The sequence below is a fragment of the Haladaptatus sp. R4 genome (assembly GCF_001625445.1).
Taxonomy (GTDB): Archaea; Halobacteriota; Halobacteria; order Halobacteriales; family Haladaptataceae; genus Haladaptatus.
The window spans coordinates 1-13,827 of sequence record NZ_LWHG01000032.1 but is presented as its reverse complement, the minus strand read 5'-3'; the positions used below and the strand labels follow the sequence as shown (position 1 = coordinate 13,827).

Here is a 13,827-nt window from a genome sequence, read left to right as displayed (position 1 = left end):
CCCGCCGCGGGAGCGAGGTGGTCGCCGTGACCGACTACGAGTTCGAACTCCCGGACCCCGGCGAGGGGTTGACGGAGGCCGAAATCGTGGAGTGGCACGTCGAGGAGGGAGACGACATCGGACGAACACGACGTGCTCTGTGAGGTCGAGACCGACAAGGCCGTGACCGACGTCCCCTCGCCGTGTCCCGGAACCGTCGCCGAGCGGCAGGCCGACGTCGGCGATGTCGTACAAGTCGGGGAAGTCTTCGTCGTCATCGAAACCGACTCCCCGCCGAGCGGCGGGGAGGAGGCCGAAGCCGCCGAAGAAGCGCAAGAAGACGCCGACTCCGAGCAAGAAACGGAAGCCGAGGAAGCGGAACCTGAAGAAGAAACGGAGACTGCCGAGCAGGAAGGCGAGACGGAGGAAACCGAGGAACCTGAAGAAGAAACGGAAGCGGAAGATGCGGAGGAAGAAACGGCGGAAGGCCAAGATGATGAAGTACAGGCCGAGGAGGAAGCCGACGGCGAGACCGAGGGCGAGGAATCGGAATCCCCGGCGACGACCGACGAGCGAGTGTTCGCGGCACCGCGAACACGAGCGTACGCCCGCGAGGAGGGTGTGGACCTCTCGACTATCGACGGTTCCGGGCCGAACGGACGCGTGCTCCGCGAGGACATCGACGTGCGTGTCTCCGGACGCGGTGGTGGGGAGGACGGTGGCGGAACGGCGGAAGCCGAGGGCGGAGCGGCCTACGCCATCGAACATCCGACGACCGAAATCGAGCCTGTGGCGATCGACGAGGACGAGGAGCGCGCCGAGCGACGCGACCTCTCGGGGCTTCGCGGGCGCATCGCCGAAAACATGTCCCGCTCGGCGGCCGTCGTCCCGCAGTTGACCTCCGGGTTCCAGGCCGACGCCACCGAACTCGTGGACCTCAAGGAGCGACTGGACGAGAAACACGACGTTCACATCACGTACACGCCGATTCTGCTCAAGGCGGTCGTCCCGGCGCTCAAGGAGTTCCCGATGGTGAACGCCAGCATCGACGACACGACCGACGAAATCGTGGAGAAGTACTACTACAACGTCGGATTTGCGACCCACACCGACGACGGATTGCTGGTTCCCGTCATCAAGGACATCGACAGCAAATCCATCGTGGAGGTGGCCCGGGAGTTGGAGACGCTCGCCGAGGGGGCCCGCGAGCGCTCCATCGACGCCGCCGACATGCAGGACGGGACGTTCACCGTGACCAACCTCGCGACGTTCGGCGAACACCGAACGTTCGGGACGCCCATCGTCAACTACCCCGAGGTGGCCATCATGGGTATCGGACGGGTCCGAGACGAACCCGTCGCCACCGAGACGGCGAAGTCGAAGTCCGCCCGCGGATCGACCTCCACCTCTCCTACGATCACCGCCTCGTGGACGGAGCGAAAGCGAACCAGTTCATGGAGTACGTCATCGAAGGCATCGAGGACGAAGACGTCCTCCTGTCGCGACTGTAAGTCAAGAGAGGGAAGCAGAAACCCCGCCGCTCTTTCGTGCTTTCGAACCGGTTCGAAAGTAATCTATCAGAATATTGCTCATTTCTCAACGGCGGTTCAGTCACCCTTCGGATGCAACGTGCTCGGCGGTACTTTTCGCGTGCTAATCTTTCGCACATGGGTTTTATGAAACTGCTCGGCCGTCAATCGGAATCGGAACGGACGGAATAACCGGTTCGATCCCTTTCTTTTCTCTGTTGCTGACCACGATGATCCCCCGGAGTGTTTTCCGGTCGCGTTTTTGAATCGGCAAAATCGGTGATACACACACGGTTTCCGTCGATCGACGAGGTGTTATTATTACCGTTAATTTCGGAATCCAACGTCCTGAACCGGTTGTGGGCTTCTCCTGCGCTCAAAGTCGCTATATGTGGCTTCTTACGGCTCTGCAAATAATAAATTTAGATCTCCACTCGTGTGGTGTGAGAATGTCCATCGGTAATATCATTTCGTCGTTCTCTTTTCGTCAGGTGTGGTTTCGGTTCCAAGTACCGGCCGGAAATATACGGCAGTTGATAATTACCCAAATTCATATATTGCCTTTCATGTAAATCAACATACAATATCTGTTCGTGTTTCCTTGGTGTGGGAGGTTCCCACCCGTATATTTACAAGCATAATAATGTAAAGCTCAGTTCGATCCCGATCGTCTTCAACATCGGTGGGGGCACGCGATCGATGCCGGTCGTGACCGACAGTGGTTGTCCCGACGCAACGGTGTGCGACCGGTATATTTGATCAGATCAAACGAAATTCGCCTCGATACCGTTCGTCCGTTTGATCAACTGATCTCAGCTGTTACAACCATATTTATGTAATGGCTTTCCGGTTGGCTCTCCTAATCGGCCGAATACACCTGACGCTTCCGTTCGTTGTTCCGCTGGCGCTTCGCTTCGTCCCGGATTTCGATCTGTATTGTTTGACCAACTCAAACCAACTCGTGTATTGTCTCCTTTTGGTTGACCATGTCAAACCCCGTTCGTCCACGGGTCCCGTCTCGGAAACGCGTCCCGTTCGCCACTCTTCGAACGAACAAACCCGTCGAAGCGGTCTTGGTACGTATCGTCGCCTCCTCAGTTCCCACGCTATACCGCCCTCGAATCGACGGCGCTGGCTGTGCGACCACACGTTGTTTGAAATAATCAAACGATCCTGTGAGTACGGCACTTCCTCCGCTTCCATCCCGTGCCCATTCGGCGGTCGTGATTCGTCCCGTGGCCACGATCTTGTCCCCAATCCGACATAAAATACGGCGGCTACTGTCGTCCGTCGGCCTCGGACGATGGCTTTCCGTGATCACAGGCGCGTTATCCTCCGGAGTAGCGGAGCCGTAACGGGATATCTCGGTACTGATCACATTGCCGCGGAGCGCCGAGTACCGAGTGCCGAGACGGAGTCGGGACGACCGCTCCGTCACCACGCCACGACTGTCGAAGCCCTAACTCAGTACGTTTCCGCGAGGTGACAGACCGAAATCGATTCCTCGACCGTTTTCCCGTCGGCGGTTCCATCGATTTCGTATCCGACCGTCCGTTCCTCGCCCGGAGCGAGGTGGAAGTAGTTGTCGCCGAACCGCCCGCCGCGGTCGTCCTGCAACTCGACGAAGAGCGCGGCGGCCGACGCGCTGACGGTGAGTTCCCCGTCCGACTCCGACATCGACAGTTCAACCGCCGCGTCCGGCAGCGAGAGCCGTTTGTACGGAACGAGGAAGTGGAACGCGGGGCGAGCCTCGAAGTCGAGCGGCGTCGCCCGAAACAGCACGTCTGCGCGCGAGGCGTCGCCGAGCGCGTCCTCGATATCGACGCGACCGATGCGGACGCTTTCGCTTTTTCCTCCTTCCGTGTCGAACTCCCCCTTGAACAGTCGCTTTCCGTCCATCGTGACGGCTTCGACGGCGACCGTTCCGGAGAACGACTCGGTGCCGTCGGTCGTGAGCCACAGTTCGAGGTCGTCCCCGTCCTCGACCATCGAAAGCAGCGTCGGGGCGTAGAACCGGCGGGCCATATGGTGGAGCGCTTTCCACCCGCCGCCGTACTCGACCGACGACCACGAGGCGCACTGCCAGAGGTCGTTGAGCTGCCAGTAGATGGCCCCCATGCAGTGGGGTTTCAACCGACGCCAGTGTTCGACCGCGGTTCGGATCGCCATCCCCTGTTGAATCTGACTCAGGTAGACGAAATCGTCGAAGTTCGACGGCATCCGGAAGTGGTCGGCCATCCGTTGCAGGATGCGCTTGTTCCCTCCCTCGTTGCGCTGGTGGTGTTCCATCAGCGGCGCGGTCGGATTGTGTTGGTCCTCCGGAACGACGTCGGCTACGGTTTCGACGGACGGGAACGATTGGTAGCCGAACTCGGAGACGAACCGCGGTTCGGTTTCCTGAAACGCCGAGAACGGCTTTCCCTCGTGCCAGACACCCCAGTAGTGGATGTCGCCGCGGTTCTCGTTTTCCGGATCGACACGGTCGGGACCGCTGGACGGCGAGGCCGACCAGTACGGGCGCGAGGGGTCCTCCTCGTCCACGACGTCCTTCAGCGTCCCACGGAACAACCGGTCGTAGTCGGCTTCCAACCGGTCGATGTTCTCGCTGTCCGCGAACCAACTCTCGACGCCGACTTCCAGTTCGTTGTTACCACACCAGAGCGCGACCGAGGGGTTCGAGGAGAGGCGACGAACCTGATAGCGCGCTTCCGCCTCGACCGACGCCACGAACTCGTCGTCGGCCGGGTACTGCGCACAGGCGAACATGAAATCCTGCCAGACGAGCAACCCCTTCTCGTCGCACAGTCGGTAGAACTCGTCACGTTCGTAGTACCCGCCGCCCCACACGCGAATCGCGTTCATGTTCGCGTCCACGGCGCTCGACAGCAGGTCGTCGTAGACCTCGGTCGTCGCGTTTCGATAGAGGGCGTCCGCCGGAATCCAGTTCGCACCGCGGGCGAAAATCGGTTCGCCGTTCACGCGGAAATGGAACCCCTCGCCATCGCCGTCCTCGTCCGGTTCGCGGACCAGTTCGATTTCTCTGAACCCGATCCGCTCGGTCACCGAGTGGGATTCCGCGCCCTCGACCGTCACGTCGAGGTCGGACAGCGGTTGGTCCCCGTGCGTGGACGGCCACCACAAGTCGGGGTCCTCGACGGTCAGCGACAGTTCGATTTCGTCGTCGGAATCGAGCGCCACCTCCCGGGTTTCGACCGCTCCATCGACCGCCGCCGTTACGGTGTACTCGCCAGCCGTCGGGACCGTGAGGCCGACCCGAACGTCGAGTTCGACCGCTCCCGGTCGGTGGCGTTGTACCGGCGTCACGTACTCGACTCGCGGCGAGGAATGGGCGACCAATCGAATGTCGCGCCAGATGCCGACCGTCGGGAGACACGGCCCCCAGTCCCACCCGAAGTGACACTGGGCCTTCCGGATGAAGTTCCGGGCGGGTTGGTCCACGGGGTAGCGGAGCGTCGGAACGTCGTATGGGAACGCCGCCGAGCGCTCGCGGCGTACTCCACCGGCGAGCGGAATCGAACGCGAATCTCGTTCTCCCCGGCCGTCAGGGCGTCGGCGACGTCGAACTCGTACCCCCGGAACATGTTATCGCTCTCGCCGACGACGTCGCCGTTGACGGTGACGGTCGCGACGGTGTCGAGACCGTCACACTGGAGGGTGATCCGTTCGTGGTCGAAGAACTCCCCGTCGAGGGTGACCGTCCGGCGATACTCCCAGTCGGATTCCCCGACCCACTGCACGTCCAGTTCGTTGTCCCGTTCGTACGGGTCGTCGATCAGATCCGAGTTCAGTAGATCGCCGTATATCCCGCCGGGAACGGTTGCCTTGTGCCAGTTTTCGCTACCGTGGCGTCGAAACTCCCAGCTCCCACTAAGGGTGGCTGTCTGCATACTGGCTACTGAATTCCGATGCGACGATATAATTCTTCCCCTCCCCGCGGTTATCAAACCCCCGCCAATCGATACTATTTCGGTCCCGGCCGCGAGTATTGAAACCGGTGACCCCTATCAAACCTGCACTCGTGCTTCCGCCCGAACCCTGTGAACGGTGGAAACAGGCCGCACAGATCGGAATCGAACACGTCGTGGTCCACACGCTCGAACTCGGCGACGGGAGTCGTCCCTACGAGTTCGACGAACTCCTGCGGATGAAGACCCGTTTCGAGGACCACGGCCTCGAAATCGCCGCGTTCGAGGGCGGGGTCCCGCTCACGGACGCGACGCGTCTGGCGACCGACGGACGCGACGAGGAAATATCTCGGTTCAAAACTCTACTGCGAAACCTCGGAACGCTCGATATCCAGGTCGTCTGCTACGACTGGATGGCCGGACTGCGATGGGCGCGGACGTCGACGACCGTCCCTGCTCGTGGCGACTCGCGCACCTCCGCCTACGACGACGAACTCATGCGGCGCGGTCCACGCCCCGCCGCGGCGGACACGACGGCCGAGGAACTCTGGACGAACCTCGAATCCTTCCTCGCCGAAGTCGTCCCCGTCGCCGAGGAGGCGGGGGTGAAATTGGCACTGCATCCCGACGACCCGCCAATCGCCGACGTTCGCGGGATGCCGCGCATCATCAACTCCCCCGACGCCTACGAGCGCGTGCTCGACTGCTACGACAGCGAATACAACGGCATCACGTTCTGTCAGGGCAACTTCGCCGCGATGGGGGTCGATATCCCGGCGACCATCCGCCGCTTCGGCGACCGCATCAACTTCGTGCACTTCCGCGACGTGGAACGGACCGAAAACGGCTTCGTGGAAACGTGGCACGACGACGGTCCGACGGACATGCTCGCCGCGATGGAAGCCTACGCGGACGTCGGCTTCGACGGCCCGATTCGCCCGGATCACGTGCCGACGATGGTGGGCGAACCCAACGAAAACCCCGGCTACGAGATGAACGGCCGCCTCTTCGCGGTCGGTTACATGAAAGGACTACTGGAGAGCGCCGAGCGCTGACCGCTGACTATGACCACGGACTGTGACCGCTGACCGCTGTCAGTGATCCACGCGGAATCGTTTTCATCGCTCGTTGCGGTCGTCCTTCGAAAAAAGTGAATGGTTACTGCTCGGCGGCGGTTCGGATGTTATTCCCGGCCTCACGAAGCGCGTTGAGCACGCGGTCGTCGGGCAGTTCGTACTCGATCACGAGCGGCGCGTCCACGTTCGCGTGTTCGTCGAGGAGGCCGAGAACGGTCGGGAGGTCGAGCGTTCCGGCACCGGGCAGGTCCTCGATCTCGTCGTCGCTGGTGTCCTTCAGGTGGACGGCGACGATTCGGTCGCCGAAGGCCGAAATCACTTCGTCCGGCGACTCGTCCATCACGAGGAAGTGGCCGGTGTCGATGCAGACGCCGAGTCGGGGGTGGTCGTATCGGTCGAGCACCGACCGAACGTCATCGATGTCCGAGAACACCGTCGAGAGGTCGTCGTGGTGGACGGTCGAGTAGTTGTGGATGCCGACGTCGAGGTCGAACTCCTCGGCGAGTTCGACGAGTTCCTCGGTCACGTCGTCCCGCGCTGGCGGGTAATTGACGGTAATGTACCCCGCGCCGAGGTCCTCGGCGAACTCGAAGTGTTCACGCGCCTCGCCGGTGTCTTCGAGGTCCACGACGCCGTAGCCGCAAATCTCCACGGAAGAATCCTCGATGCGTTCCTTCCCCGCCGCGATGGTCGCGTCGTCGTTTTCGGGCGAGAGGTGGTGGCCCCACAGTTCGAGGGAGTCGATATCGGTGTCTTCGAGCGCGTCGAGGAGGTCCGCGAGCGACCGGGATTTGAACACGACGCTTTGGACGCCGACGCTGTCGGGTGATCTGCTGGACATACTATTCTCCACGATGAGCGGGAGGAAAAACCCTCCGGCGAACGCCACCCGTTTCTCACACACTTATCATCCGCTTCCACCAAGGTGGTACCAATTCACATGCACTCCGATACGTATCCGAGCGTCTCGTTGCACAACGTCGCCGAAACGGTCCCCGCCGACTGGGTGGACGGGGGAGCGGGAACCGATGGGACTGCCGGGACGGACGGAACCGCCGAAACCACCGAAACCGGTGACCGACTGTGCCGCGTTCCGGCGTCCGTCGGAGCGAACCTGAACGTCGATGCCCGCGAGCGGCTCCGCCACCCGACCGGCTGTGAGGTTCGGTTCGTTCCCGAGCGCGACGACACCGTCGTCTCCGTGACGCTCTCGGCGGCCGAAACGACCGTCTTCCGGCCGTTCTGGGGCGAATTTCAGCCGTCCGAGCCGCTCGAACTCGGCCCGACGCCGACGACGTTCGAGTTCGCCATCCCGGAGCGGATTCCCCTTCTCGACGACGCGACGACCCGGGCCGGAGCGTTCTCCCCCCGCGTCTGTCGGCTTCGATTCGAGGCGTGGGTACCGGTCGCCATCCACGGCGTTTCGGGCGACTGCGACCGCCCGACGCCGACGAACTCCCCGACCGCCGCTATCTCGCCTACGGAACCTCCATCACGGAGGGTGCATCGGCTTCGGCGACGCATCTGACGTACGTCGCTCGCGTCGCCCGAGGGCTCGGCCTCGACGCGCTGAACCTGGGCTGTTCGGGGTCGGCGTTCTGCGAACCCGCGATGGGCGAGCACCTCGCCGGGCGCGACGACTGGGACGTCGCCACCCTCGCCCTCTCGGTGAACATGGCGAACCGAGGGTTCACGCTCGCACAGTTCCGCGAACGTGCGAGCATGCTCGTGAATGCGGTCGCCGACGCACATCCGAACCGCCCGGTCGCCTGCGTGACGCTGTTTCCGTACCACGCGGACGTGATTCGCGGCGACGATGCGGAGCGCGCGGCGGCGTTTCGCTCGACACTGCGGGCCATCGTCGCAGACTCGCCGCACGACGATTTGCACGTCATCGCGGGCGAGGACCTGATGGAACCGACGGCGCTGACGGCCGACGTCCTCCACCCCGGCGACGCCGGGATGGAAGCCATCGGACGGGGAATCGCGCGCCGTCTGGACGAACTGCTCGACTGAGCGGAGTCGAGCGACCGTCACGTATTTCACCCGAGGTTCGTTGTATTCGGTCGAATGACGGGCGATCACGACCAACTGATGGAACTCGACCCGGAAACGGTCTCGGCCGACGACGTGGAAATCGACACCCTTCGGGAGGGACTCCGAAGCGAGGAGAACCTCGTGCGGACCCACACGGCGCAAATAGTCTCGGCGCTCGCCGCGGACGACCTCGAAACCGTCGAACCGCTGATTCCGACGCTCGTGACGGTTCTCGACGACGAGCGGATCGTCGTGCTCAGGGAGTCGCTGTTGATCCTCGCTGCCGTCGCGGACGACACCCCCTCGGCTGTTCGGGACGCGATTCCCGACCTCCTCTCCCTGCTGACCCACGAAACCCCGTTGATCCCGGCGCTGGCGGCGGACGTCGTTCGCGTGTTGGCGGTCGGTCACGCCGAATGGTTCGTCCCGTACGCCGACGAACTCGTGGCGGTGATGGCGACGGAGCCGACGGACCCGGTCGAGGATGCCACCGCTGCCCCTAACACGCAGGCACGGGAACACCTCGCCAGCGTTTCGAGGGAGGAGATGGAACGACAGACCACCGCGCGAACCGTCGTGGCGAACGTCGTCTACGAGGTGGCGAGCATCGACGCCGCGGCCGTCCTTCCGCACGCATCACGGTTGTGTTCGCTCGTCCGCGACGGTTCCGGGGCGGTGCTGTCGGCGAGCGTCGGCGCGATCAGCTTCATCAGCGAGGAGCATCCGGACGCCGTGGCCGACGCGGTTGCGCCGCTGTGTGATCGACTGGCGACGCCGGATAGAGCCGTGCAAGTTCACGCCGTCTCCGCGCTCGGTCACATCGGCGATCCGTCAGCCGTCGATCCGCTTCGGGAGTTCGCCGACGGCGACGCGCCGCTCGACGAGGATATTCGGTCCATCGCTTACGCGACGGTAGACTGGCTGGCCGACGAGTCATCGGCGGAATGAATCTCGGAATGGGGGTTCCGGCCAGTGCCGTGCGAATATTTATCTACTTTCCCTATTTTGAATCGAATGCGCTATGAGAGACGAATCAACGAGGTACGGTAACGTAGTTAGCCGTCGGCGCGTTCTCACGATGGCGGGAACCGTCGGCGTCGCTTCCCTCGCCGGGTGTAACGGCAACTCGAACGGCGACGGAAACGGGTCCGGCGATGGAAACGGCAGCGGAAACGGCGACGGGATTTACGACGTTCAACTCGTCAGTCGCATCAATCAGGTTCCGACGAACGTCCAATGGAACCCGTCCAATCCATCGAGCGTCGCACAGTGGTCCCAATACCTCCTGTTCGACCGCTTCGCACAGTACAACCACGGGGAAGGGAAGTTCATCCCGTACGCGATCACGGACTGGTCGTTCGACGACAAATCGTTCACGATGAAACTCCGGGACGGCTTGACGTGGGCGGACGGTGACGACGTGACCACCGACGACATCGCCACCCAACTGAAACTCGGAATGCACACCGGAACCGGCTACAGCGATTATACGAAGTCCATCGAGGCGAAGGACGACTCGACCGTCGTCATGCATTTCTCGCAACCGGTCAATCGGACGATCGTCAAGATTCACGTCCTCGCCAACAACCTCGTCCAGCAGAAAAAGAGCGTCTTCGGGAAGTATCTGGACGAAATCGAGAAGAACGAGAAGAACGGTCTGCGGAAGCTTCAGAACTTCGCGTGGAAAGAGCCGATCGCGAGCGGACCGTTCGCGTTCAAGAGCACCAGTCAACAGCAGTTGGTCACGGAGCGCCGTGACGGCCACCCCGATTCCGACGAGATCAACTTCGAGAAGTACGTCTTCCGGTACATCGGCGGCGGCAACGAGGCCGTCCACCAGCAGATGACGTCGAACCAGATAGACGCGTGTGCCGTATTCGCGCCCAAACGCATCGTCGACCAGTTGCCGGATACCTGGCAACAGGTGGAGTTCTCGTCCGGCGTCGGTTACGGACTCGTGCCGCAGTTCGATCATAAACACGCGGGCGACCGGGCGGTTCGACAGGCCATCGCCTACGTCCTCGACCGCGACGCCATCGTGAAGAACGCCGGACCCGCCTCGAAGAAGCCAGCGGAACTCTCCGCCGGACTCGCGTCCGACACGCTGGACAAGTGGTTGGGTGACGCGCGGAGCGACTTCACGGATTACGGAAAATCCGAATCGAAGACTGACAAGCTACGAAAGTCCTGAAGGACGCGGGCTACGAGAAACAGGGTGGCACGTGGCACGACAGCGACGGTGACGTCGTCAACCTCCCCGTACAAGTCCCGTCGGAGTGGTCGGACTGGGTGACGGCGACCCAGACCGTCGTGGATCAACTCAAGAGCTTCGGGTTCAAATCGAACGTGGACGGTCGGAGCTTCGGCAATCTCCAAGGCCAGGTGTGGCCGAACGGCAACTTCGTCCTCGCCTCCGGCGGTTGGCTTCCGGGCGGCGTACAGGCGACGTTCCCGTACTTCTCGCTGCGCCAGATGTTGTTGGAGAACTACCGCGGATTCACGTACAACTACCCGCCAGCGAACCCCGACCGTGGCGGGAAGCGCGGTACGGTGACGGTGCCGAAGCGGAGTGGGTCGGGTGAGTTGACGGTCAACCCCTCGGAACGCCTGAAGGAGATGTCACACGCGACCTCGGATTCGAAGGTCAAAACGATCGCAACCGAGCAGGCGTGGGTGACGAACCAGGACCTCCCGATACTCCCCGTCGCGGAGAAACAGACGCAGGTGTTCCTCACCGACGACCAGTGGGACGTTCCGAAGGAGGGAGCGACCGTCTCCAAGGTGCGGTGGACGCACACGTGGCTTCCGCGTCGTGGCAAGATGAACTACAAAGGGAAGTGAAAACGAAGAGCAGTGAAAAGCGCCCCCGAAATCCGCTCACTGTCGATTCTGGATGTGGCGTTTGGTGCTGTACCAGTGCATGACGAGGGTGACGGCACCGAGGGCGAGGACGAGGATGATATCTAAGAGGAGCATCGTGGCCGACGCCGCCTCCGACTGTCCGAACACGAGGGCGACTCCCGAGAGCACGAGCAGGAACAGCAGGAAAAAGAGGACCAACTGCAGATATCTTCGTGCGCCGTACACGAGTTCCCAGAACCGATCGTAGCTGTTCATACCACCGTATTGCCCCTTCGGGGCAAGAAAGTTTGCAAACAGTTCCGATGGGAAGCAAATGAGGTCGTCATGCTGTTTCAGTTCGTCTCTCCACAATGAAAAGAGAATAATGGTTGATGGTGTGGAAACATTTATCTATAATCACTGTGCTGGTTTTATTGGACCATGAGAGACCGCTCTATGAGCTATAGTGACGTATGTAGCCGTCGGCACGTTCTTACGGTGGCAGGAACGGCCGGTGCGGCCGCATTGGCAGGATGCAGTGGTAACGGGTCGAACGACGGTGATAACGGCGACGGGAGCGGAGGGGGAGACGGCGACGGAAGCAACATCCACGACGTCCAGCACATCAGCCGCGTGAACCAGGTGCCGACGAACATCCAGTGGAACCCGTCGAACCCGTCGAGTTACGCACAGGCGTCACAGAACCTCCTGTTCGACCGCTTCGCACAGTACAACCTCGGGAAGAACGAATTCGTCCCGTACGCGATTTCCGACTGGTCGTTCGGCGACAAATCGTTCACGATGAAACTCCGAAAGGGTCTGACGTGGGCGGACGGTGACGACGTGACCGCCGACGACATCGTCACCCAACTCAAACTCGGGATGAAGACCGGTTCGGGATACAGCGACTACACGAAGTCCATCGAGGCGAAGGACGACTCAACCGTCGTCATGCATTTCTCGCAACCGGTCAACCAGACCATCGTCAAGTTCCAGGTGCTCAGCAACAACTTCGTTCAGCAGAAAAAGAGCGTCTTCGGGAAGTATCTGGACGAAATCGAGAAGGACGAGAAACAGGGACTGCACAAACTCCAGAACTTCGCGTGGCGGGACCCCGTCGCGAGCGGACCGTTCGCGTTCAAGAGCACCAGTCAACAGCAGGTGGTGACGGAGCGCCGCGACGACCATCCCGATTCGGACAAGATCAATTTCAAGACGTACTCGTACCTGTACATGGACGGGAACCAGTCGGTGTACAACGCGATGATATCCAACCGGATCGATTCGGTTGCGACCGCGTTCACGCCACCGCACATCCTCCAACAGTTGCCGAAAAGCTGGCAACAGATAAAGTTCCCATCCGGCGTCGGCTACGGACTCGTGCCGCAGTTCGATCATAAACACGCGGGCGACCGGGCGGTTCGGCAGGCCATCGCGTACGTCCTCGACCGCGACGCTATCGTGAAGAACGCCGGACCCGCCTCGAAGAAGCCTGCCGAACTCTCCGCCGGAATCGCCTCGACTGCGGTCGATAAGTGGATCGGCGACGCGCGGAGCGACTTTACGGATTACGGGAAGGCCGAATCGAAGACCGACAAGGCTGCGAAAGTCCTGAAGGACGCGGGCTACGAGAAACAGGGTGGCAAGTGGCACGACAGCGACGGAGACATCGTCAACCTCCCCGTTCAGGTGCCGTCCGGTTGGTCGGACTGGGTGACGGCGACCCAGACCGTCGTCGACCAGCTCAAGAGCTTCGGGTTCAAGTCGAGCATGGACGGTCGGAGCTTCGGCAATCTCCAAGGCCAGGTGTGGCCGAACGGCAACTTCGTCCTCGCCTCCGGCAGTTGGCTTCCCGGTGGTGGCCAAGCGACGTTCCCGTACTTCTCGTTGCGCCAGATGATGCTGGAGAACTACCGCGGGTTCACGTACAACTACCCACCGGCGAATCAGGACCGCGGCGGAAAACACGGGACGGTGACGGTGCCGAAGCGGAGCGGATCGGGCGAGTTGACGGTCAATCCGTCGGAACGCCTGAAGGAGATGTCACACGCGACCTCGGATTCGAAGGTCAAAACGATCGCCGTCGAACAGGCGTGGGTGACGAACCAGGACCTTCCGATGCTCCCCATCGCGGAGAAACAGACCCAGTCGTTCCTCACCGGGGACGTGTGGGATATCCCCGAAGAGGGCTCGGATGCGTCCAAAGTCCGATGGCCCGAGAGCTGGCTCCCACGGATGGGTAAGATGAACTATTCGGGCAAGTAACACACTGGTACATACTATTATAATACTAGGAAGCCTACTACATCAAAAATATGGTCAACTATTATTTGAAACGGACGGGACGAGCGATCTTCACACTGTGGCTGGTCGTGACGCTCACGTTCGGCATGATCCGACTGCTGCCAGGTGGCCCGCTCACCCAACTGCGCGGCAAAC

At 61.6% G+C, this 13,827-nt stretch carries 11 protein-coding genes and 4 pseudogenes; 10 read left to right on the top strand and 5 right to left on the bottom strand.

Translation table 11 applies throughout. The features are described 5' to 3' along the window. Positions 1-26: 26 nt before the first annotated feature. The 3 genes and pseudogenes from A4G99_RS29295 (at position 27) to A4G99_RS29020 (ending at position 1,490) form a co-directional block, all read left to right on the top strand. Positions 27-143 (top strand): biotin/lipoyl-containing protein, encoded by a 117-nt coding sequence (locus A4G99_RS29295; protein WP_303645618.1) that lies wholly within the window; start codon positions 27-29, stop codon positions 141-143. Then, positions 133-1,293, top strand: a pseudogene (locus tag A4G99_RS21895) (2-oxo acid dehydrogenase subunit E2); the annotation flags it as partial. The gene A4G99_RS29295 and the pseudogene A4G99_RS21895, both read left to right, overlap by 11 nt. A 113-nt stretch (positions 1,294-1,406) precedes the next feature. Then, on the top strand, positions 1,407-1,490 hold the full coding sequence (locus A4G99_RS29020; RefSeq protein WP_394337483.1) for a hypothetical protein: 84 nt from the start codon (positions 1,407-1,409) through the stop codon (positions 1,488-1,490). A 1,482-nt stretch (positions 1,491-2,972) separates the two neighbouring features. Here the strand turns inward: A4G99_RS29020 and A4G99_RS21890 are convergent. The 3 genes and pseudogenes from A4G99_RS21890 to A4G99_RS27930 form a co-directional block, all read right to left on the bottom strand. Continuing rightward, positions 2,973-4,487, bottom strand: coding sequence for a glycoside hydrolase family 2 protein (locus A4G99_RS21890; protein ID WP_394337482.1), 1,515 nt, complete (start codon positions 4,485-4,487; stop codon positions 2,973-2,975). Positions 4,488-4,607: 120 nt separating this feature from the next. Next, positions 4,608-4,946, bottom strand: a pseudogene (locus tag A4G99_RS30040) (glycosyl hydrolase 2 galactose-binding domain-containing protein); the annotation flags it as partial. Beyond that, positions 4,829-5,416, bottom strand: coding sequence for a sugar-binding domain-containing protein (locus tag A4G99_RS27930; protein ID WP_223302122.1), 588 nt, complete (start codon positions 5,414-5,416; stop codon positions 4,829-4,831). The pseudogene A4G99_RS30040 and the gene A4G99_RS27930, both read right to left, overlap by 118 nt. Positions 5,417-5,532: 116 nt before the next feature. Between A4G99_RS27930 and A4G99_RS21885 the strand changes: the two genes are divergently transcribed. Beyond that, positions 5,533-6,489 (top strand): mannonate dehydratase, encoded by a 957-nt coding sequence (locus A4G99_RS21885; protein WP_066148494.1) that lies wholly within the window; start codon positions 5,533-5,535, stop codon positions 6,487-6,489. Positions 6,490-6,592: 103 nt separating this feature from the next. Here the strand turns inward: A4G99_RS21885 and A4G99_RS21880 are convergent, their stop codons facing one another. Beyond that, positions 6,593-7,351, bottom strand: a complete 759-nt coding sequence (locus A4G99_RS21880; RefSeq protein ID WP_066148492.1) for a sugar phosphate isomerase/epimerase — start codon at positions 7,349-7,351, stop codon at positions 6,593-6,595. A gap of 99 nt (positions 7,352-7,450) precedes the next feature. Between A4G99_RS21880 and A4G99_RS30035 the strand changes: the two are divergent. The 4 genes and pseudogenes from A4G99_RS30035 (at position 7,451) to A4G99_RS27920 (ending at position 11,388) form a co-directional block, all read left to right on the top strand. Then, positions 7,451-8,526: pseudogene (locus A4G99_RS30035) on the top strand (SGNH/GDSL hydrolase family protein). A gap of 54 nt (positions 8,527-8,580) precedes the next feature. Continuing rightward, positions 8,581-9,495, top strand: a complete 915-nt coding sequence (locus tag A4G99_RS21870; protein WP_066148337.1) for a HEAT repeat domain-containing protein — start codon at positions 8,581-8,583, stop codon at positions 9,493-9,495. 73 nt (positions 9,496-9,568) lie between these two features. Then, on the top strand, positions 9,569-10,738 hold the full coding sequence (locus tag A4G99_RS27925; RefSeq protein ID WP_223302121.1) for an ABC transporter substrate-binding protein: 1,170 nt from the start codon (positions 9,569-9,571) through the stop codon (positions 10,736-10,738). 98 nt (positions 10,739-10,836) lie between these two features. Continuing rightward, a complete protein-coding gene (locus A4G99_RS27920; RefSeq protein ID WP_342764542.1) occupies positions 10,837-11,388 on the top strand; it encodes a hypothetical protein in 552 nt (183 codons plus the stop codon). Between the two features lie 36 nt (positions 11,389-11,424). Here A4G99_RS27920 and A4G99_RS21860 read toward each other — a convergent pair whose 3' ends face one another. Continuing rightward, positions 11,425-11,664 (bottom strand): hypothetical protein, encoded by a 240-nt coding sequence (locus A4G99_RS21860; protein WP_066148335.1) that lies wholly within the window; start codon positions 11,662-11,664, stop codon positions 11,425-11,427. Positions 11,665-11,886: 222 nt separating this feature from the next. Between A4G99_RS21860 and A4G99_RS21855 the strand changes: the two genes are divergently transcribed. Beyond that, a complete protein-coding gene (locus A4G99_RS21855; RefSeq protein WP_066148333.1) occupies positions 11,887-13,653 on the top strand; it encodes an ABC transporter substrate-binding protein in 1,767 nt (588 codons plus the stop codon). A 50-nt stretch (positions 13,654-13,703) separates the two neighbouring features. Further along, positions 13,704-13,827: pseudogene (locus A4G99_RS30030) on the top strand (ABC transporter permease); the annotation flags it as partial.